23 protein-coding genes, 1 pseudogene and 1 riboswitch are annotated in these 19,854 nt (G+C 44.8%); of the genes and pseudogenes, 8 read left to right on the top strand and 16 right to left on the bottom strand.

Annotation, left to right across the window (positions count from 1 at the left end; translation table 11 throughout):
• Positions 1–27: 27 nt before the first annotated feature.
• A complete protein-coding gene (locus FA954_RS07860) occupies positions 28–294 on the bottom strand; it encodes a hypothetical protein (protein WP_049720107.1) in 267 nt (88 codons plus the stop codon).
• Between the two features lie 171 nt (positions 295–465).
• Positions 466–1,368, bottom strand: a complete 903-nt coding sequence (locus tag FA954_RS07855) for a cation diffusion facilitator family transporter (RefSeq protein ID WP_138614983.1) — start codon at positions 1,366–1,368, stop codon at positions 466–468.
• 176 nt (positions 1,369–1,544) lie between these two features.
• A riboswitch (Lysine riboswitch) is annotated at positions 1,545–1,736 on the top strand.
• Between the two features lie 101 nt (positions 1,737–1,837).
• Here FA954_RS07855 and lysA point away from each other — a divergent pair.
• Complete coding sequence (gene lysA / locus FA954_RS07850; protein WP_138614982.1) at positions 1,838–3,154, top strand: diaminopimelate decarboxylase; 1,317 nt, start codon at positions 1,838–1,840, stop codon at positions 3,152–3,154.
• Between the two features lie 78 nt (positions 3,155–3,232).
• On the opposite strand, the gene FA954_RS07845 is transcribed toward lysA, so the two are convergent.
• From FA954_RS07845 to FA954_RS13980, 3 genes are all read right to left on the bottom strand, one after another.
• Complete coding sequence (locus tag FA954_RS07845) at positions 3,233–3,997, bottom strand: MerR family transcriptional regulator (protein ID WP_138614981.1); 765 nt, start codon at positions 3,995–3,997, stop codon at positions 3,233–3,235.
• Positions 3,998–4,073: 76 nt separating this feature from the next.
• Positions 4,074–4,577, bottom strand: coding sequence for an aminotransferase-like domain-containing protein (locus FA954_RS13985; RefSeq protein WP_280524649.1), 504 nt, complete (start codon positions 4,575–4,577; stop codon positions 4,074–4,076).
• Between the two features lie 35 nt (positions 4,578–4,612).
• Positions 4,613–5,464 carry an aminotransferase-like domain-containing protein gene (locus FA954_RS13980; RefSeq protein WP_280524648.1) on the bottom strand — a complete coding sequence of 284 codons (852 nt, stop codon included), beginning with the start codon at positions 5,462–5,464 and terminating at the stop codon, positions 4,613–4,615.
• Between the two features lie 105 nt (positions 5,465–5,569).
• Between FA954_RS13980 and FA954_RS07835 the strand changes: the two genes are divergently transcribed.
• Positions 5,570–5,986, top strand: a complete 417-nt coding sequence (locus FA954_RS07835) for a GNAT family N-acetyltransferase (protein WP_138614980.1) — start codon at positions 5,570–5,572, stop codon at positions 5,984–5,986.
• A gap of 34 nt (positions 5,987–6,020) precedes the next feature.
• On the opposite strand, the gene FA954_RS07830 is transcribed toward FA954_RS07835, so the two are convergent.
• The 3 genes from FA954_RS07830 to FA954_RS07820 all read right to left on the bottom strand — a co-directional run bounded on the left by FA954_RS07830 (position 6,021) and on the right by FA954_RS07820 (position 8,219).
• Positions 6,021–6,572, bottom strand: coding sequence for a GDYXXLXY domain-containing protein (locus tag FA954_RS07830; RefSeq protein ID WP_138614979.1), 552 nt, complete (start codon positions 6,570–6,572; stop codon positions 6,021–6,023).
• Positions 6,569–7,654: a DUF2157 domain-containing protein gene (locus tag FA954_RS07825; protein ID WP_138614978.1), complete on the bottom strand. Its 1,086-nt coding sequence runs from the start codon at positions 7,652–7,654 to the stop codon at positions 6,569–6,571. Before FA954_RS07825 ends, FA954_RS07830 begins: the two co-directional genes overlap by 4 nt.
• Before the next feature lie 91 nt (positions 7,655–7,745).
• Positions 7,746–8,219, bottom strand: coding sequence for a thermonuclease family protein (locus FA954_RS07820; protein WP_236533612.1), 474 nt, complete (start codon positions 8,217–8,219; stop codon positions 7,746–7,748).
• Between the two features lie 175 nt (positions 8,220–8,394).
• Between FA954_RS07820 and FA954_RS07815 the strand changes: the two genes are divergently transcribed.
• Positions 8,395–8,955 carry a thioredoxin family protein gene (locus tag FA954_RS07815; RefSeq protein WP_049720115.1) on the top strand — a complete coding sequence of 187 codons (561 nt, stop codon included), beginning with the start codon at positions 8,395–8,397 and terminating at the stop codon, positions 8,953–8,955.
• 34 nt (positions 8,956–8,989) lie between these two features.
• Here the strand turns inward: FA954_RS07815 and FA954_RS07810 are convergent, their stop codons facing one another.
• Positions 8,990–9,697, bottom strand: coding sequence for a bactofilin family protein (locus FA954_RS07810; protein WP_049720116.1), 708 nt, complete (start codon positions 9,695–9,697; stop codon positions 8,990–8,992).
• Positions 9,690–10,340, bottom strand: coding sequence for a YhbD family protein (locus FA954_RS07805; protein ID WP_138614976.1), 651 nt, complete (start codon positions 10,338–10,340; stop codon positions 9,690–9,692). Before FA954_RS07805 ends, FA954_RS07810 begins: the two co-directional genes overlap by 8 nt.
• A 428-nt stretch (positions 10,341–10,768) precedes the next feature.
• Between FA954_RS07805 and asnB the strand changes: the two genes are divergently transcribed.
• Together asnB and FA954_RS14110 are read left to right on the top strand one after the other, a co-directional pair.
• Positions 10,769–12,592: an asparagine synthase (glutamine-hydrolyzing) gene (asnB, locus tag FA954_RS07800; protein ID WP_138614975.1), complete on the top strand. Its 1,824-nt coding sequence runs from the start codon at positions 10,769–10,771 to the stop codon at positions 12,590–12,592.
• 4 nt (positions 12,593–12,596) lie between these two features.
• Positions 12,597–12,815: pseudogene (locus tag FA954_RS14110) on the top strand (helix-turn-helix transcriptional regulator); the annotation flags it as partial.
• Positions 12,816–13,098: 283 nt separating this feature from the next.
• Here the strand turns inward: FA954_RS14110 and FA954_RS07790 are convergent.
• Entirely contained in the window at positions 13,099–14,115 is a 1,017-nt protein-coding gene (locus FA954_RS07790) for an MFS transporter (RefSeq protein ID WP_037996336.1), read from the bottom strand.
• A gap of 151 nt (positions 14,116–14,266) precedes the next feature.
• Positions 14,267–14,866: a cell wall-binding repeat-containing protein gene (locus tag FA954_RS07785; protein ID WP_138614974.1), complete on the bottom strand. Its 600-nt coding sequence runs from the start codon at positions 14,864–14,866 to the stop codon at positions 14,267–14,269.
• A gap of 92 nt (positions 14,867–14,958) precedes the next feature.
• Here FA954_RS07785 and FA954_RS07780 point away from each other — a divergent pair, with 92 nt between their 5' ends.
• Positions 14,959–15,570: a hypothetical protein gene (locus FA954_RS07780; protein WP_138614973.1), complete on the top strand. Its 612-nt coding sequence runs from the start codon at positions 14,959–14,961 to the stop codon at positions 15,568–15,570.
• Here the strand turns inward: FA954_RS07780 and FA954_RS07775 are convergent.
• The gene (locus FA954_RS07775; protein WP_138614972.1) at positions 15,560–15,844 is read right to left on the bottom strand and encodes a hypothetical protein; all 285 of its coding nucleotides are present in this window, start codon (positions 15,842–15,844) and stop codon (positions 15,560–15,562) included. The genes FA954_RS07780 and FA954_RS07775 overlap by 11 nt on opposite strands.
• Before the next feature lie 138 nt (positions 15,845–15,982).
• Between FA954_RS07775 and FA954_RS07770 the strand changes: the two genes are divergently transcribed.
• Complete coding sequence (locus FA954_RS07770; protein ID WP_037995932.1) at positions 15,983–16,405, top strand: hypothetical protein; 423 nt, start codon at positions 15,983–15,985, stop codon at positions 16,403–16,405.
• A gap of 64 nt (positions 16,406–16,469) precedes the next feature.
• Entirely contained in the window at positions 16,470–17,216 is a 747-nt protein-coding gene (locus FA954_RS07765; RefSeq protein WP_037995935.1) for a PIG-L deacetylase family protein, read from the top strand.
• A gap of 516 nt (positions 17,217–17,732) precedes the next feature.
• Here the strand turns inward: FA954_RS07765 and FA954_RS14105 are convergent.
• The 3 genes from FA954_RS14105 to erm all read right to left on the bottom strand — a co-directional run bounded on the left by FA954_RS14105 (position 17,733) and on the right by erm (position 19,617).
• Positions 17,733–17,864, bottom strand: a complete 132-nt coding sequence (locus tag FA954_RS14105; RefSeq protein ID WP_386090474.1) for a D-glucuronyl C5-epimerase family protein — start codon at positions 17,862–17,864, stop codon at positions 17,733–17,735.
• Positions 17,865–18,103: 239 nt separating this feature from the next.
• On the bottom strand, positions 18,104–18,727 hold the full coding sequence (locus tag FA954_RS07755) for a LysE family translocator (RefSeq protein WP_037995937.1): 624 nt from the start codon (positions 18,725–18,727) through the stop codon (positions 18,104–18,106).
• Positions 18,728–18,813: 86 nt separating this feature from the next.
• Positions 18,814–19,617: a 23S ribosomal RNA methyltransferase Erm gene (gene erm / locus FA954_RS07750; protein WP_037995939.1), complete on the bottom strand. Its 804-nt coding sequence runs from the start codon at positions 19,615–19,617 to the stop codon at positions 18,814–18,816.
• Positions 19,618–19,854: the final 237 nt, after the last annotated feature.

Raw genomic sequence — 19,854 nt, 5'->3', positions numbered from 1 at the left:
TATGTTCCGGGGAGCGACACTGAATTGTTAATAAAGTTCACCATCATCCCCTTGAACATTGGCTTCCAATGCTTCAGCCAGTTGCTTCATTTTGCGCAATACCTGGTACTGCAATTTGCCGTCGGCCGGGCTTTTCACCGAGATCCGCCCGTCGCGATATGTAAAATAAGTCATATCCCCGTTTTCGGGGTTGGTCCATAAAGAAAGTCCTTCGTTTTCAAGCTTGATCACTTCGCCGGTGACGGTTTTTAATTCGACGGCATTGACCAGTTTCATTTCCTCGTCTTTTTCCACAACTTGTTGCCATTCCCCGATTCCGATCGGCTTTTTTTGACTGTCCAGCCAATAATCGCTCCTTGTCAGATGGAAATCGTAATGAATCGTCCGGATCCCTCCTCCCGTGTCACTCCCATTATTATGTATATCGAATCTTTATTCTCCTTTCTAGTGTCCTCTTTGAAAAATTTACGGTTCCGGCGGTTGCCAGGGATTGACGTGCACAAAGACTTCTTGGATTTCCTGGAATTCATTCATCAATGTTTCTTTGACCCACGAAGCAATATCATGCCCCTCTTTGACGGTCAAATCCGCAGGCACCCCGACTCGGACATCGATCAAACGGTAATGGCCGTGTTCCCGGCCCCGCAATTGATCAATCCGCTTGACACCATCCACTTTCAGGATCAATTCACGGTAAATCTTCAACTCTTCTTCCGGGATGTTTCGCTCCATTAAAATATCGACGGCTTCTTTCCCCATATGGATGGCAACGCGCAAAATCAGGAAAGAAACGACGATGCCAGCCAACGGATCGCCGTATTCCGCAAAAGGAACCGACTGGTGCTGTCCCCATAATGCCAGACCAATCCCGACCACGGCGGCAAGGGAAGCGTAAACATCCGACAAATGGTCATATGCGGTTGCGATTAATCCCTTGCTGTTTACCCTTTTTCCAATTTTGATGGTATAGACATAAAGAATTTGTTTCCAAATCAGCGAAATCACGGCGGCAAGCAAGGAAAGGACATGCGCTTCGACAAACGGCTCAAACAGGGCAGCAACGGATTCATAAATCATAAACAGGGAAATCAAAAGCAACACAATTGCGACCATGCCGGAAGCGATTACTTCCGCTTTCCCGTGGCCGTAAGGATGCTCCCGGTCGGCCGGCATCTTGGAAATCCGCATGGAGCCCAAGGTGGCGCCGGATGCCGCGATATCGGCCAAATTGTGAAAGCCGTCGGCAATCAGGGAAGGGCTTTGAAACAGAAAGCCGACCATCAGTTTCAAAATGGTCAGGGCAATATTGCTGACCAACCCGATCCACGCTGCCGCCATCGGGGTTTGCAATTTGGATTTGAGCTTCATCCGATCACCTTTTTTTGGTTTCTTATCTTATCATTATGCCTAAAAAATCCTTTTTTCATTTTTAATTTGTAAAGATCTGAACAATTCCTTGCAATTCATGTGTCCTTTCCTTTATACTGGAACGTAATTAAAATCACCAATAAAAATCATATTGAAAAAAACCTCATCATAACTAGTGATGAGGTAGAGGTTGCGGCTTTTATGATTACTTCCCGCGAGGTACAGAGATGCCGATGACTGTGAAGGAAAGGAAAAGCCGCCGAAGTCTGTTTGTTTCTCTGGGCAAGCAGGCTGGGCCCGTCTCCGAACAGGAACGGGACTGTCACACGGTTCACTTCTCTTGAATCGTGTGGTGCGCTATCTTTAGGAGAAATGGTTATGGTGTGGTGAAATATCGACCCGTCTCACGGATGGGGATTCTGCCCTTGCCTGTCTCTCCTAACACCAGTTGATTAGGAGGTTTTTTTATATGTTTTTGCATCACTTGAGGATAAACGATTCCGGCCATTTGGAAATCGGCGGATGTGACACGGTCGAACTGGCAGAACAATTCGGCACGCCGCTGTTTGTGTATGATGAAATGCAAATCCGCCAAAATGCAAGGCGTTTTTTGCTGGCTTTTCAAAAAAGCGGTTGTCCCCACCAAGTGGCCTATGCCAGTAAAGCGTTCAGTTGCCTGGCCATGGCGGAATTGGCTCATGAAGAAAACCTTTCGCTGGATGTCGTCTCCGGCGGTGAACTTTATACGGCTCTTCAGGCCGGTTTTCCTGCAGAGCGCATTCATTTTCACGGGAACAACAAATCGGAAGCAGAGCTCCGGATGGCTCTGGAGGCAAACATCGGCTGTTTTGTCGTCGATAACTTTTTTGAACTGGAGATGCTTCATGACTTGGCCGAAGCGTACCGGAAAAACGTGAAAATTTTGCTCCGATTGACCCCCGGCATTGAAGTCCATACGCATGAATACATTACCACCGGCCAGGAAAATTCCAAATTCGGCTTCAGTGTCAAACACGGGCAATCATTGATGGCGGTAAAACGGGCGTTGGCCAAACCCTGTTATGAATTGCTGGGGGTTCATGTCCACATCGGATCGCAAATTTTCGAAACGGAAGGGTTTATTCAATCGATTCAAATGATTCGGAAGCATCTGGATGAGATCCGCGCCGAAACCGGCTATGAAGCAAAAGTTTTAAATGTCGGCGGCGGGTTTGGGATTCAATATACCGATGAAGACAGGCCGCTTCCGATTGAAAATTATGTACAAGCCATCACGGAAGAAGTGAAAAAAGCATGGAATGAACGTGGATTGAACATCCCGGAAATATGGGTGGAACCCGGGCGCAGCATTGTGGGAAACGCCGGCATCACGATTTACCGGATCGGCGCCATCAAGCAAATTCCTGGAATCTGCAAATATGTTTCCATTGACGGCGGCATGACGGACAACATCCGCCCCGCTCTTTACCAAGCCAAATATCATGCCGTTTTGGCCAACAAAGCGGATGCCGCTTTGGAAGAGACGGTCACCATTGCCGGAAAGTGTTGTGAATCAGGCGATCTTTTAATTCAGGATATTTGTTTGCCGAAAGTCAGCAGCAATGACCTGTTGGCCATCTTTTCCACCGGCGCCTACGGATATTCAATGGCAAGCAACTATAACCGCCTTCCCCGGCCGGCCGTCGTTTTTGTCAAAAACGGAACACCGCGTGTCGTGATTGAACGCGAAACCTATGATGATTTGATTCGAAAAGACCTGAGAAAAGAAGTTTATGCCACTTCATAAACGATTACTGAAAAACATCCCGATGATCCAGCCGGAATCCGTTGGTCATCGGGATGTGTCATGACGGGCTTGCATCCTTTATACTTTGTGCATGCCGGTATAGATGAAAATGGCGTCTCTCAAGAACTCGGTCATCCCCGGTTCCTTCTCATAGTAGGCTTTAAAACGTTCATCAACCACATACATTTGCGCAAGGTTGGCATGAGCTTCCTTGCTGTAATCACTCCAAGAAAACATCAGCCATTGTTTATGCAGATCCGCCGCTTTTTGGGCCAGATCCCCGGCCGGGTCTCTCTGCTGATAAGCCCGGGTCAGCGTTTCAAAAATCTCATCATTCAAACGTTGCATTTTTTCGTACTCTTCTTTGGTCATCCGAAGCAGTTTTTCATTGGAGCGATTGACCACCTCGTCTCCATATTTTTCTCGGATCTCTTCCCCGTACTTTTCTTCATTTTCTTCAACCATCCGTTTTTTGAAAGCTTCAAATTTCTCTTGATCCGTCATGGTTCCTCTCCCCTCCATCGCATCAATGGTTTTTTCCACATTGGCAATCAAACGGTCCAGATGTTCCCGTTTTTGCATCAGTTGCCGACGGTGTTCGTGTAGCGCTTTGAGCCCGTCATAGTCCGGGGACGTGATGATCTCTTTAATGACATCCAGTTTCACCCCGAGCTCCTTGTAAAACAAAATTTGCTGCAGACGGTCCACTTCTTTCGGGCCGTAAATTCGGTACCCGGATGAATTGATCCGTGCAGGTTTCAAGATTCCGATCTCATCATAGTAACGAAGGGTCCGTGTGCTGACTCCGGCCAACCGGGCCAATTTCTGCACGGTGTATTCCATGATTTCACCTCCTGGCATCTTCACTGTACACCTTGACGTATGCGTCAATGTCAATCATTTTTTCGTGTTTTTTCTGTCATATCCAATGAATCACCGTTTTGTGCGGGAAGGCGCTTGATTTGGATTTCAACTGTTTTTTGTACAGTTCTCCCATCACGCGAATGCCTTTTTCAATTTGAGTTTTGTCGGTTTGTATGATGCTTAACCGGAATCCGTTCACTTTCGGGAAGGTTTTCAGGAAACAATGGTCAATGGATGAGACAAGGATGTGGTGTTGCCTCAAGCAGGCAATCCATTCTTTGGCCGGCAGTTGCTTTGGGAGATCCAATTGCCCGAAAATGCCGCCTGTTTCCGCGGCTACGTTCATCTCCGGGGGAAGATGCAGATTACACACTTCTTTTAGAATTTTCATCCGTTTTTGGTAAAGATTGCGCATCGACGCGGTGTGACGGGAATACATGCCGCATTTTAAATAGATTTCCAAAGCGGCTTGGGACAGTGTGGCCGAACTGATGTCACAGGCGGATTTAAACAGGCGGAAGCTTTCTGTCAGAATGGGCGGAAGAAGGATCGCCCCCATCCTCAGCCCCGGCAACATGACTTTGGAAAAGCTTTTCAGATAAATGGTATGACCGGACAAATCATAACTGAAAACGGGTCGTTCTTGGGATCCGTTTCCAAGTCCAGCAAATAATCGTCCTCCACAATGTAGACATCATATTTTGCAGCCAGTTTAGCGATCTGCTTTTTCACTTCCTGGTCATAACTGGTGCCAAGCGGGTTGTGAAAACGCGGCATGGTATAGAAAAACTTAATCTGATTGTTACGGAAATGGCGTTCCAACTCATCAAGATCAATCCCTTTTTTGGTTCGCCGGATGCCAATGGCTGTTAAACCGAGTGCATCAATAATCCGAATCATCCCATGATAGGTTGGCTGTTCCACCAAAATCACATTTTTTCCGTTGGGGAAAGGCATCATGGCCAACAAATTCAGGGCTTGCTGGGATCCGGAGACAATCGAAACCTGTTCCGGACGGGTGAAAATCTGATAATCCGCCAGATGTTTGACCAATTCTTTGCGCAAAGACAAAAACCCCTGTGGATCGGAATAGGTGAAGAGTTCATCCTGATACAGTTTAATGGCACGGTTCAGGCAATGTTGAAAATCTTTGTATGGCATGATTTCCGGATCCGGATTGGCTGACGAAAAATCGACGAATTCCGCAGCTTCATCCTCGTCGGGCACTCCGGGGCGGCGGATGGAATAGTAACCGCTTTTGGGAACAGAATAAATCAAATGTTCTTTTTCAAGCTCTTGGTAAGCGCGGATCACCGTGTTTTTGTTGCAGGCAAACCTGGCGGACAGCGAGCGGATGGAAGGCAATTTTTCGCCAGGTTGCAGCGCTCCGGACTGAAGTTCTTTCTTTATCGCATTTTTAATCATTTCATATTTCCTTTCCGCCATGGTTTCTTCCCTCTATCTTGTGTACCGGTACAGATAAGAAAATTAAGCATTTTTCAACTCATTTTCATCCATTATACTGAAGAGGAACTTTCGGGAGGGATACAGATGGAATGGAGACACGAAACATTACCCTATTGGATCAGTGACCAGAAGGATTTGTTGGATGTGGATGCTGTCTACGGTTTATTACAAACCACTTATTGGGCCAAACACCGGACCAGAGATATCATTGAGAAAAGTTTGGAAAATTCATTGTGTTTCGGCGTCTACGGAGAAGAAGGGCAAGTGGGTTTCATGCGGGTGGTAACGGATTATGCCACCTTTTCGTGGGTTTGTGACGTTATCATCCATCCGGATCATCGCCGGCAAGGATTGGCCAAATGGATGCTGAAATTCCTCCTATCACATGAGGCTGTGCGGGATACCAGCATGATTTTGGCAACCCGGGATGCGCACGGTCTTTATGAACGGTTTGGATTTAAACGGGAAGAATTGATGAGAAGGAAAAAATCCGTCGATTAAACCAAAAACACGAGCGGGAAATCGCTCGTGTTTTTCATGATTTGCCGGGGCTTTCTTTGATTCCGACGATCACCCCGTAACCGTTTTTCACTTTGACTTCAACCAGAACTCCGCCATTTTGGGCCAAGGCTTCCCACTTTTCTCCGGATCCTTCCTCGACATAATAGCGGTCCAAATGATAATCCACCCGGTATTTCTCTCCATCCCGAAAGGGAAACACCGGTTTTTGAAGCGTTCCTTTCAGATACAAGCCACCGGGCGGCTTCTTTTCAGAAACCCGGTCCACGATGTAGTGATTCCCCTTGGGTTTTAGGGAGACGTAAACCGGGATGCCCGGGTCAGGCAGATGGTGGGCAGCCTTCTGTGCGAGCTGCGGATCAAAGCGGGAACGGTCCACTTCCTCAATCTCCAATTTTAACCGGACATAGTCCCCGTAAAACAAATCTTTCGGATCCACCGGGATGGTTTTGAGCGTAACCTGTTCGCCGCTCATGAAAGCAAGCAATGGTTGCACGGTCATGGAAACCAGGGAAACGACCGGAATGAGAAGAACGATCCAAAACCACCGGTTGGGGATGTTTTTCATTTCCCTCCCCCCCTTTTCCGGCTTTTTTCAATCCAATAACCGCTGAGAATGAGCAAAATGCCGCCGATCAAGAAATAGAGTGACTTGGGAAGAAATTCGATGGATAAGTCCAGATAGAACCGAAAAATGAGTGCACAGGAAATCACCACAGCCGAAAGCTGTTTCTTTCTGAGCAAAAAAATCAAAAAGGCAAGATAAGCCACTGCGACTGCATATCCCAAAAGCGGGGCATGAAACACTCCCCCCCACATTTCCCAAAAGTCCGGATAAGTAAGTACAATGGCAGCAACCCCGTGAATGAGGGCTCCTTGCTGTTTCAACACCTCCGCATAAGGCCGGATGTTGAGAAACGTCATGCCTGCTCCCAGCAATAACAAAATGAATGCATTGACTCCCCCGTGCCATTCCCACCGGACGAAAGTCGCCCAGATCGTGAGGATCAAAAGCGCATTGGCAAAGAAAAACACTTGACGGTTTCGGTTCAACCAGCGCTCATTGCATCCGTAAAAAAGCGGAATAAAAACCCAAACCCAGAAAGGATACGGCACGGATGCATCCCAAGCCGGCGAGGCATAAATGCCGATAAACACAATGGACAGGATCATCACCCAACGGTCTTTTAAGTAGAGTGCCAACGGTACGGTCCCGAGGGCCCAAACCAAAAAGGCCTGTTGATAAGGCGATGAGCTGTGAAACATCTGACCCACGAGAAAAATCCCTGCTCCGTATATTGCCGCGCCGATATAATAAAAGCTTTTGGAAGTTTTGGGATATGAATCTTCCAGTTTCCAGCCGGTGAAATAAGCGCCCGTCAGTCCAAACAAAATCAGCAGAAATTTTACCGTTCGGGGAAGCGCCTCCCAATTCCCGGCGATAAAACTGAGAATGCCCACACCGATCAAAACGGAACCCAAAATCAACAAGATGCGGATAAAACCTGCACTCCCTTTCCCTTTCACCTCATAAGAAGATAAGATCTGTTGAACTTGCGAGGAATCGATGATCCCGGCTTCTTCAAAACGGGAAAGTTCCATCTGGAGCCACTGATACTTTGATGAAGAAATGATTTTCTTTTCATGCAACTTTCCATCCCCCCTCCATGCTTTGACTATATCATGATGCGGTTCGTACGAAAATGAAAAACAGGGACACCCTTTCCCAGGATCCCTGTCTTTAAGATTGAATGCTTTTCACCCGGCTTAAGATCGTGCCGTTGTTTTGCTCATATTCCCATATCCCGCGCCCGGCTTTTTGCGCCATGATTTCCAAACGCCGGAACTCTTTCAGATATTTCCGTTCTGATTTCAATTTTCGCGCCCGGTTCGGAATCACGCAACGGGCCAATCCTCTTTTCAGCAAAAGCGGTTGCAAATGCATGTCATCCACATACACATGGGCAAGAATCCGGCCGTAATGGTCCCGCTTAAAGGCGCCTTGCTCGATGGTGACACTCCGGCCGCGATGGATGAGACTGACAATGTACTTTCTGGCCTCAAGCGCTTTGAAATGTTCCAACAAATTGGCGGAATTGAGCTCGGGGGCATCAATATACAGAAGCCGGACCCGTTCCAGTTTTTGATTCCTCTTGATTTTCAAAGTGTCTCCGTCAATCACCCGCACAACTTCAATCGGAATTCTTTTGTTCACCGGTGGCAAAGAGCCCATCCTCTCTGCGAATCTTTCATCGCTTTAACGTTATTATAGCATAAATCCTTGTTTATTTTAGAATTTTTTGACGAAAATCCGTTCCCTCTTTGCATCTTCCTCTAGGAGAGAGCGAAATGTTATAATACGGAAAAAACATAAAGAGGTGGATGCGGATATGGCGAAAACGGAATCGAATATGTTCCCGCTCGGAAAAGAAGCCCCGGATTTTGTATTGCCGGATGCGGTGTCCGGAAAAACGGTGGCCTTACAAGATGTAAAATCCTCCATTGCCACGGTCATCATGTTTATCTGTAACCATTGTCCTTATGTAAAACATGTTCAGAATCAGTTGGTGCAACTGGCCAATGATTACATTCCGAAAGGAATTTCCTTTGTCGCCATCAACGCCAATGATGCGGAGCAATATCCGGATGATTCGCCGGAGAAAATGAAAGAAGTGGCAGAAAAACTCCAATACCCGTTTCCGTATTTATTCGACGAAACCCAGGAAACAGCCAAGGCTTACCAAGCAGCTTGCACGCCGGATTTCTATATTTTTGACGGCGATCTGAAATGTGTTTACCGGGGGCAATTGGATGATTCCCGCCCGGGGAATGACATTCCGGTGACCGGCGAATCCATCCGTGCCGCATTGGATCAAATCATTAACGGTGAGCCGGTGACGGTCACACAAAAACCCAGTCTGGGTTGCAATATTAAATGGAAGCAAGCATGAAGCCGCCCCTGCAAGCAAGTCCGGGGCGGCATCCTCAGACTTGCTTGCTTTCTTTGACCTCCGCTTGATCATGTTGATCAAACGAATTTTGGTATTCCACCACGTCCACTTTGCAGCCGGGGCCGATCTTCACATTTTTTCCCCTGACAATGCCGGCGTGGGTGTATTCCAATTCGATATCATCCCCTTCAATCACTTCGGCTTGCAATGTTTTGTCGGCAAAAAAGGATTTCAGCCATTTGTTTAAAGCAAAGCTGTTCTTTTTGACGACGATCTTCTCTCCGCCAATTTCCTTTGCTTTGGCATTGCCGAGCAATTCCACTTGAATGTTTCCGGCATTTAACAGCCCTTTGATGATAAAAACCCCTTTGATCACCACGGACTCTGCTTCCAAGTCTTCGTCAACCTTTAAGGTTCCGCGGATGTCTGCCTGGTCGGCGATGAAATTTCCTTTTACTTGGGCGGTCCCGTTGAGCGTGATGTTTTGGGTGTGCACATCCCCTTCTGTCGTCAATTGGCCATTCACTTTTGTTTCATCCGCCTTCAGTTTCCCTTCAATCGCCGACGAACCACTGACTTTGACCGTTTGTGTTTGCACGTTTCCTTCCACGACACTGTCCCCGTTTGTGATAAACAACCGGCAATCCAGGTCGCCATTTACTTTTCCCAATCCGTTGATGCGGACCTTTTCGAATGTACCGCCCGAAAAATTTCCGTACCCGTTGATCAGTAAATCACTCATTTGCATCTCCCCATCCGAAATGTTGAATTTTCCCTTTTAACTTTTCCAATTCCTCTGCAAGCGAAATGCGCAGGAGCACTTTCACACGGTCATCAAAACAAATTTCTTTGATTTCATTCACCAAAATATAAGAGGTGACCCCCAGTTTGCGGATGACGAATAACTCTGCATTTTTCTTTTCAAACCGGTGATAATTGTTTTTCAAAAACTGATAAAGCGATTTTCCTTCGTCCAGGGTGATTTCGCCCGTTTCAAGCAACTGATCCAGAACAAAGAGATAAAAGAGATGTTCCAAGGTGAAAACATTGGCTTGATCATGGGCGGACAGGTGCAGTTCAAGCACAACATCCGAAACAATCTTTTTCTCTTGAATTTGCTCTTTCGTAAGAGAGATTTCCATAAACCGGGGAGAAAACATTTGCGCAATCTCATCCAAGGACAAATCGTCTTTTAAGCTGACGATTTTATTGACCCGTTGCAGTATTTTATCGCGGGGGAAAAATGTTTCTTGCCCGGTGTAGGTGGATTTGCGGATAAACCATTCTTCCGGGATCAAGTTTTTTCGTTTCCAACGGTATAATTGTCCGTATGAAATGCCAGTTTCTTTCAACAGGTCTTTTTTTGAAATTAAGTCTTGATCCATTTCCCGACACCTCCTCGTCATCATTGTAACATAACATTGTTACGTAAAAAAGAGGGCAAATGCCCTTTCTTGTTTTCAGCCCAAGAACTCAAACCCCCTTTCCTCTGCAGCGCATGATGCCGACGGTTACGGTTTGTTTCGTTGCCTTTTGCAATTTGTCGGGACGGCTTTTGCGTCCTGTTCTTTGGGAGCTAAACCGGATTTTTTTGCCAATCCTCCCCCTGCATTTCCATATGTTTTGCGTTATGTAAAAATTTTACTTGTTTTCATGATAAATTACATAAAACGCATTCAAAAAGCGGTTTTTTTAATATTTCACATAGAATATTATATAAATATGTAAAAAAATATTTTTATTTTCTTCTTCTTGTTTTATAATTAAATATATCGATAATTTTGTTGATTCTTTTATGGGAGATGATTCATTCATGAGTGGAATTGCAGGTTGGATTGATTGGGAAAGAGATTTGTCGGGAGAACAAAATGTTTTAAGCAAAATGACCAACGCGATTCAACATCGCGGTCCCGATGATGAAGGTTATTGGTTTTCGGAACGTGCAGCGATTGGTCACCGCCGTCTCTTTGTCATCGATCCTGCCGGTGGAAAACAGCCGATGGTTTATCGCTCAGGGGATCATTCCATCGTACTCTCCTTTGACGGGTTTATCTATAACTTTAAAGATTTGAAAGCAGAACTTGAAAATCTCGGACATCGTTTTGGAACGGAATCGGATGCAGAAGTTTTGCTGCACAGCTATTTGGAATGGGGAGAAGATTTCATCCAGCGCATCAACGGGGCGTTTGCCTTTGCCATTTGGGATGAACGTCGCCAGGCATTGATTTTGGCCCGGGATCGCATCGGAGTCAAACCCCTCTTTTACAAAGTACATAATTCCGGAGTTTTATTTGGTTCCGAATTGAAAGCCATCCTGGCCCATCCGGAAGTCAAACCGGAAGTGGATGTCGAAGGCTTCAGCGAACTTTTCGGAATGGGACCCATCCGCACCCCCGGTTTTGGTGTGTTCCGCGGAATTCAGGAAGTCAAACAGGGTCATTACGTTGTTTTCACAAAAGAAAAAGCCGATCATCATCAATATTGGAAATTGGAAAGCACACCGCATGAAGACGATGTGGATACCACTGTTGAAAAAATCCGGGAAATCCTGAAAGACACTGTGAAACGCCAATTGATCGCCGATGCCCCGGTCGTCTCCATGTTATCGGGCGGATTGGATTCCAGCGGTCTCACTTCCATGGCTGCCCGGTATTTGGCGGAAGAAGGAAAACAACTCGGTACCTATTCCCTTGACTTTGCCGGAAGCGACAAACATTTCAAAGCCGACTTGTTGCATGTCAGCCGGGATGAGCCGTATGTTAAAATCGTTGCGGAATATGCAAATACCGATCACCATACTGTCATCATTAACCATGATCAGTTGACGGAACATGTATTCCTCCCTGTAGAGGCACACGACTTGCCGGCACTGGGTGAAATGGAAGCATCGTTGCATCTGTTGTTCAGTGAAATGAAGAAAAATGCGGCAGCCACGCTCTCCGGAGAATCCGCAGATGAAGTTTTCAGCGGATATCCTTGGTTCCATCAGGATGAATTTTTGTTCTCCGGAACGTTCCCGTGGAGCGCACAAATTCGCTACTTCAAAGATGTTTTGAATGAAGAGGCGATCAAAACGCTCCAGCCGGAGGAGCACAGAAACCGCAGATACCAGGAAGCGGTCAGTGAGGTTCCGAAATTGGACGGGGAATCGGGAATCGAAGAAAAACAACGGGAAATGTCTTACCTTTTCATCACCCGCTTCCTGCCGTTTATGTTGGAACGGAAAGATCGCATCAGCATGCATAACAGTTTTGAAGCGCGTGTTCCGTTCAGCGATTACCGGTTGGTTCAATACTTATTCAATATTCCTTATTCGATGAAAACCGTCGACAAAGTCGAAAAAAGCCTGTTGCGCCGTGCATTCAAAGGTTATCTGCCGGAAGAAGTGCGCACCCGCAAGAAAAGTGCATATCCGTCCACAACGGATCCGGTTTACTATCAAAACATCCGCAAGATGTTGAATGAATTAATCGAAGATCCGCAAGCGCCGGTTGCAGTGCTTTTGGACAAACAAAAAATCCGTCACATTTCCGACAATCTCTTTGAAAAATCTCCGTTTGAAGTCGGAAAAATGATGGAATATATCCTCCAAGTCAACAAATGGATGAAAGACTACAATATCTCCTTGAAACTGTAGTCTCATGAAAAGGCTGAGTGTCGCAAGGCACTCAGCCTTTTGGTTTTCTGCCGGCAAATCCCCCGTCACCTTGGACGATTTGTGCAAAGTCACGGGAATCAGCAAATATCATCTCATTCGCTTGTTCCAAAAACATGTCGGAACCACACCGGGCCAATATCTCCGGGATCAAAGATTACAATTGGCAGAGCAGCTGCTTCGTCATTCCCAAAAAAACATCCTCTCCATCGCTTTGGAGTCCGGGTTCAACAGCCTTTCTTCTTTTGAACGGGCGTTTGGAAAAAAAAGTTTGGAATCAGTCCGTCCGGGTATCGCAAAAGGTTATCTCCTTAAGGTTGGTCTTCCTCCTGTTTTGGTCACACCCGAGGCGAGTCCCGTGACTGCCAAAAACAGAATCATCACCGACGAGACAAGCAACAAACCAAAGGAGGTTTGCAAAGAACCGATTTCCGCCACCCGGCCGATCAGCACCGGCCCCACGATAAAGGATAAATACCCGGCCCCCGTTACAATGGAAACGAACGGGCTCCCCGTCCGGGGATGGCACGGGAAGCCAGCGAAAACGAGACGGGGGCAACCGGTGAAAGAGCAAACCCGACCCCCAGCAATCCGCAAGCGGCCACAACCGGGCTGGACGTGAGTATGACCACAGCGATCCCGACAGAAGCGATGAGCCCGCTGAAGATTAAAATACGGCTTTCCCCCGCTTTCTCAATCAAGGCGGAACTGCTCAAGCGTCCAATCATTGCCGAAAAATGCAAAGATGCGATCCCGATTCCTCCCAACAGCGGGCCGGACTGAAGAAACCCGCGCAAGTAAAGGGACAGAAAACCTTCCAACGATCCGTCGATAAAAAAACAGAGTGCGACCATGGTGCCAGCAAACAAAATCACGGACAGTCCCTTTTTAAGTCCGGGTCTTTGTTTCTCTCCTGCGAAATCCCCGCCATCTTCCCTGCTCTTACCGGATTTGCCTGGCAACGGAACCATCAGAAACAACACGGCCAACAGCACCAAAGCCGATCCAGTCAAAAGATAAATCTTCGTATAAGTTACTCCCCGGGCCAGCAACAAACCGGAAGCCCATGCCCCGGCAGCCGCCTCTCCGCTGAATGCGGCATGCAGATGCGTCATCACGTGCGATGAATAATTGCGTTCATAATCCCCGCCCAATGTGTTGGCGATCATGTCATACCAGCTGATAAAAATCCCTCCGGCAAAGAATACCGCCAATAAGGCCGGATCCCTTTCGACAAACGCAAGAGAAATGAAAAATATTCCCGTCCCGCCGATCCCGAGCAACGCCAACGGCTTCCTGCCTGCTTTGTCCGCGATCCGCCCTCCCAACCACAAACTGAGAAGTCCGGCCCCGGACTGAAGCGTCAATGCCATCCCCAGTTGACCCGGAGACAGATGAAAATCAGAAACCAAATCGTCCAACAACATCGCCCATACACCGGTTTGGAACCCCAGGAACAGAAACATCCACAACAAAAGCAGACGAAACCTTTGCCTTCTTTTCAACGAACCGGTTCCTCCCGTTTTTTGGAAAGCATTTTGAAACTTTTTTTGATTAAATAATTATTTCTTTCTTAAGAGCTCGATAACATTTATTCGTAAATCTATGATTTCTCCAATGAAGGAATAATTAAGGTGGTCCAAAAAAGACCACCTTTTAATGAATATAGTTATTTAATGTTTGAATAGTGGAATCAGATATTGAGCTAGTATCTCCAGGAAAGTATATTGCATCTAAACCGAGAGTGTACTTTTCATAGTATGCCAAGGTTTCATTTGGAGTAGATGTTGGAGTAACAAGCATCAAGGGGCCCCCATTTCTAGCTGCTAAAACGGAACCAGCTAAAGCTTGTTGATAGTTTGTACCGTCAGCAACTACAGAAACGGAAGGATCAACAAAGTATTTTTCTGCCATATTATTGGCCACTTCAAATCGATTGCTCCCCGAAACTCTCTCTACTGTTCCAAATGATTTTAGTTGCGCTTCAACACTAGAAGAGATCGAACCTCCTACAATAATAAAATGATTTATTTGTGTATTTTTTTCTAAAAACGTCTTCACTTCAGTAGATAAATTACTACTTGATGTTGTTAAAATTGGTGTTTGAGAATAACCAGCAATAGATGATGCAGACAATGTATCAGCAAAGTTTTCGATAGGTGTAATTATGGCTGTGTCGGTATTGTCATCAAGAACACGTGAGGCAATATTTGTAGCAACGGCATAGTTATTTGCTCCACTAATTCTTTCAAGCAAAAAAAATTGCCAAAGAAAACCATATTTTTATTCCAAAGAGTAAAGAAAACGAAATTTTTACAGAGACAGCAACTCTAACTAAACGAGTTACCATGAAAGAAAGCGAAAATAACTTAGCGAACGATAAAAACGTTTCTTCTAATTACATGGGTTATGGTTATTTATTCAGATACCAAACTTTTATCCCTCTATCAAAGGCTCCAAATCCTAGTGGTACAAGAATTACCAAAGGGTATAAGAGCTTTGCTGGAGATAATAAGTATAAGCCGGAATGGTGGGGAGATGAAGGCGGAAAGTATCGAACCCGTGTCGATGTTTTAGCACGATTTGATACGAGCCCAGCAAAAGCATATTTTGGGACACGTCATGCTAACCTTACTGTTGCTTATAATAAATACGGTAGTGTAGCCGGAGTTGCCCGAGCAAGTATGGACAAAGTTTACTTTTATAAACGACAATCAGGAAGTGATTCTGGAGGACGCTATGTGCAATTTGGTTATATCCATCAAGTTGGAAACCCGTTAGCTAATCCTGGTCCAGATATTGACTATCAATATTCAGCAAAAGTTTATGAAAATGGAGTATTTACTGCTGTCGGTTATCAAGATAGAGCTCCTTCACATGAACTATGGATGGTAAATATTCAAGGAGATAATTCGATAGTTGTAATCCCAGTCGCTTTTAGTTCACTTTCTACATCATAGGAAATACTGCTAAGTTAGTCATTTCAAATTGGTTAGATGTTGAATCCAGGGTAGCTTTTATGCCTTTTTTTATCTTAATTTCCTTTTCTTGATCATCATCTTTTTGAATTGTTACTTTATCCCCGACTGAATTGAACGAAATTCGTAAGTTATTTTCATCCACTTTTATTTCTGGATTTAATTTTTCATTTGCAGATGTCCAATCAGAGTACCCGAAAAAACTGAATGAAAAAACCAAAACGCATGAGATAAAAATAAGAAACCACTTTTTCATATTCGAATCCCCCTTTTGTACAGAAATATTATAACAGATTTATTTTAAAAAACAATTTTATTATTAATCAAAAATATATTGTTTATAATAAGTATTTTTTATATAATTTTTATTATTACGAAATAAAGGGGTTTGATTATGCTAAATATCGGAAAAAGATTGCTTGCATTATTATGTGCCACAGGGTTATTTGCAATTTACTATATGTTTCTTGGCGTCATTGATACTCCTCAAGAGGACGGTTCTATCCTTGAAGTGATGTTTGTTCTTTCTTTTTTATATGGCGGATTAGGGATATTCACTTATGGCCTAGCAGTTTCTTATGTAACCGATCTGCTTTTACGGTCATTCAATAGTCTATGGAAACATGTAATTGCATTCTTTTCTTATTGTTTGTTTGGTTTTATTGCTGACCGATGGATTTTACAAATAGATACCCCTAACATTTTCGCATACTTTTCAACCACTTCTGCTTTGTTTGTATATATTTTCGTAAAACTATTCGAATTTATGGGCCATACAAATAAATCTAAAGAATTAAATTCTGAAGAAATAGAATAAATTTCTCCTTATCTAGCTGAATAAAACCGTAAGATTCTTTTTACATCTTAAGGAGGATTACATCATGAGCAGACCTGTTGTTTTCTATGCACCTCATGCAGATGATGAAACCTTAAATATGGGTATAACGATTGCCGAGCACGTTGCTGCATCTCGTCCTACTTATGTCGTTTTGATGACACGAGGCCGTTTAACAAGCGCTTTGCAAGCGATTAATGGCGAAATATATTCCGGCTACTGGAAAGGATATCATAATCCTTCTTTTGAAGGATACGAACCGCTCACGAAAGACACCTTAGCACAGGCAAGAGTCACCGAATTCCATCATGCTTGTACACAATTGGGTGTTCCCCGGGAAAATCAATTTGTGGAATATCTCGATAACCCCTCAAAGGAAGAAACGCTTGAATATGACGAAGCAAAAGCAATCATTCGAAAATATATTATAATGTTCCCGGATGCTGACCATTACACTCTTTCTTATCATGATGTGCATCCTGATCACGCACATGTCGGACAAGCTCTGCTGGATCTTTATAATGAAGGAGAAATCAATTATTATGTTCGATTTATCATCTCAATGGCCACACGTATGCAGCTTGAATCCAAAGGAGATCCGATTCCCGGTGGAGGTTGGAAAGATACACCAACTGATTCCACTATCCAGCAAAAGTTAATCAATGCTTGTCGTTGTTATTCCGCTTGGGCACCATTGCTTGGTGCTTATGCAATTGGCTATCACTCTGTAGCAGGACAGTTTGAAAAACTTCTTGACAATCCATTTCACTATCTACATCAACCAAATGAGTGAGGGGAAATCCTCGCTCTTTTTTTGAATCAGGAATCGAATAATTTATGGAAAAATAACCTTTTTTACAGATGGAGGAGTCAGCTTTTTCTGTTCGGCGAGTGAACCATAATATTTACTCTTCTCTCTATCTTGATAACTATTGATTATCCTCACGGGATTTTATGCCAGATTTACGCATGATGAGTGAACACTCTAAAAAAATGATTTTAGACACAATCTAGTGAATTTTTAAAGTTTTATGATTGGTTATTTAAAAATGCTTTAAATTTTCATTCATTTAATTTTCAACAATCTACTCAACATTCCGTTTCGCCTTAGCAGGAAGTCCACGCAAAACATCGTGAAATTTCTCACTCATTCTAAGAAATAAGTCTCCCATCATATGGTTTAGTGATTGTAATTGTTCGATATAGACTAAGTAATGAAGCGACTGGTAATCATTCTTGAGACAGTACATACTCGAATCTCTTCTTTCCGGTACTTTGTAAGATGATCATAGATTATGGACAAGGATGCCTAGAGCATTGAATTTGTTTCTTTATATTTCGTTGGATGGTAATAATTATACAGGCCATAGATGGCAAAGATAAATCCGTTTAATACTTTTCTATGATATTCTTCAATCCAATAATAACTATTTTCAAACATCACCACCCATTGTTGATCCACTTCGGTTTTCATTTACTTTTGGCGCCGTCCCAAGTATTGATCAGAGAAATGGTATCTGGATCCAGTAACCTAAGAAGGATTGTTACCTGCGCTAACCATACAAATCTGTGTCGTTTCCATTAATGAATAATCCGTTTGGGCTTTAAAACGTAAGGTGAGTAATCCCCCTCCGGTAATGGAGAGGTTTTTTTACATTTGTCCCGGCAGACCGGGAATAATCATTTTTCCATAAACACCAGGCGAAGGCCTAAAATTGTATAAATGGCGGCTTCGATCCAATGAACGCTCCGGGAACGGATGAAGGGTTGCAAAAATTTTTCCCCCAACGCACCGACTCCCACCGAGACCAGGCTGAAGATAGTTAATGCCTGAAAGATAAACAACATTCCGAGCCCGATGAATTGAAGAGTGGCGGATCCCGCGTGAGGTGAAACAAATTGCGGCAAAAAAGCCAAAAAGAATATGGATACTTTGGGATTGAGCAAATTCATCCAGATTCCCCGTTTATACAAGGCAAAAGCGCTTTGTTTCAAGGTTTTTTGCTTCACGGGACCGGTGCCGGAGCTTTTCAGCGCTTGCCATGCCAAAAAAAGCAGATAAGCCGCGCCGAAATACTTGAGAATTTGAAATGCCAGCGCCGAATGATAAATGACAGCGGAAATTCCAACGGCCACGGCGGCCGTATGCCCCAACAAACCGGTGCACAAGCCGAGCGCTGTCATGATTCCCCCTTTTTTTCCTTGCACCATGCTTTGCGTTGCCACAAAAAGAATATCCGGTCCCGGCATGAGAGTGAGTGCAACAGAAGCCAGCAGAAAATAGAGAACATTGGTCATGTCCATGAGCAGGCGTACTTCCTTTCCATGAAAAATCGCTTTTCATTATATTAAAAAATCCCCCTGTTTTTCAGGAGGATTTTTTATTTCGGCTATTTCAGCCAGCGGTACGGCGGGACATGCCGGACCATGGTATGGAAAACCACGGCCCACTCTGTGTCGCTTAACCGTCCGACCGGCGTATTCCGGCTCTTCTTCAACGTTTTCACAAGATGCGTGATTTGCGGTGCCGTGAAAATCCCTCTGAAAACCTCACCGACCGGCAACTCCGGATGCTTCAGGGCATATGACGCCAGTTTAAAAAACAAAGTGCGAAACCGGACGGGAATCAAGGGAGGGGCTTTTCTCTTGATAAACAAGACGGCCGAATCCACCTTGGGAGGCGGTGCAAAATGATACCGGGCGATGGTCCTTCCCATCGTTAAATCAAAATACATCCGCCAAGCCAGAATGCGCGGGTTCGTGGAAGGATGGCTTGTGAAGCGTTTGGCCGCCCCTTTTTCCATCACCAGCAAACCGTTTTGAAACGGATTTTCAGGCCGGTCCATCAATCTTTTCAATATCGGGGTGGTGATGGAATAAGGGATATTGGATACCACCGAATACGGTTTATCGGGCAAGTTCACTTCCAAAAAATCCTTTTCAATCACCCTGACATTCCTGTGTGGTTTCATTTCTTCCCGCAAAATCTTTGCAAAAGAAAGATCGTTTTCAATGGCGATGACCTTTTTGGCTTTTTGCGCCAGATGAACGGTCAAAGCTCCTTTGCCTGCACCGATTTCCACCACTTGATCCTCCGGGCCGACTCCGGACATCTCCACAATGCCCGCTGCCAGCCGTTTACTTTTCATTAAATGTTGTCCCGGAAAATTTTTTCTTAACTTCTTTTTACTCATATTATCTCACCTTCCGCATTCTGCCCGGTGCAAAGCAAATGCGGAGATGAGCCTGTTTTTCAGGCGCACGAAGACACACCAAGCCTGTGGTTCCGGCTTGGCGGGATGTCGGCAATGAAAGCAAAAAAAGGGAGGGGATTCCCCTCCCTTTTTTATCTATTCATATGCACAGGTTTTACCTGAAAAAGGGCAGACTGATCCCGATTCACTCTGCACAAGGCAGGGCTTTGAACTTTT

The sequence above is a fragment of the Thermoactinomyces vulgaris genome, from assembly GCF_005886755.1.
Taxonomy (GTDB): domain Bacteria; phylum Bacillota; class Bacilli; order Thermoactinomycetales; family Thermoactinomycetaceae; genus Thermoactinomyces; species Thermoactinomyces vulgaris.
The sequence above is the reverse complement of the archived record's forward strand: the minus strand, read 5'-3'. Positions and strand labels throughout refer to the sequence as shown.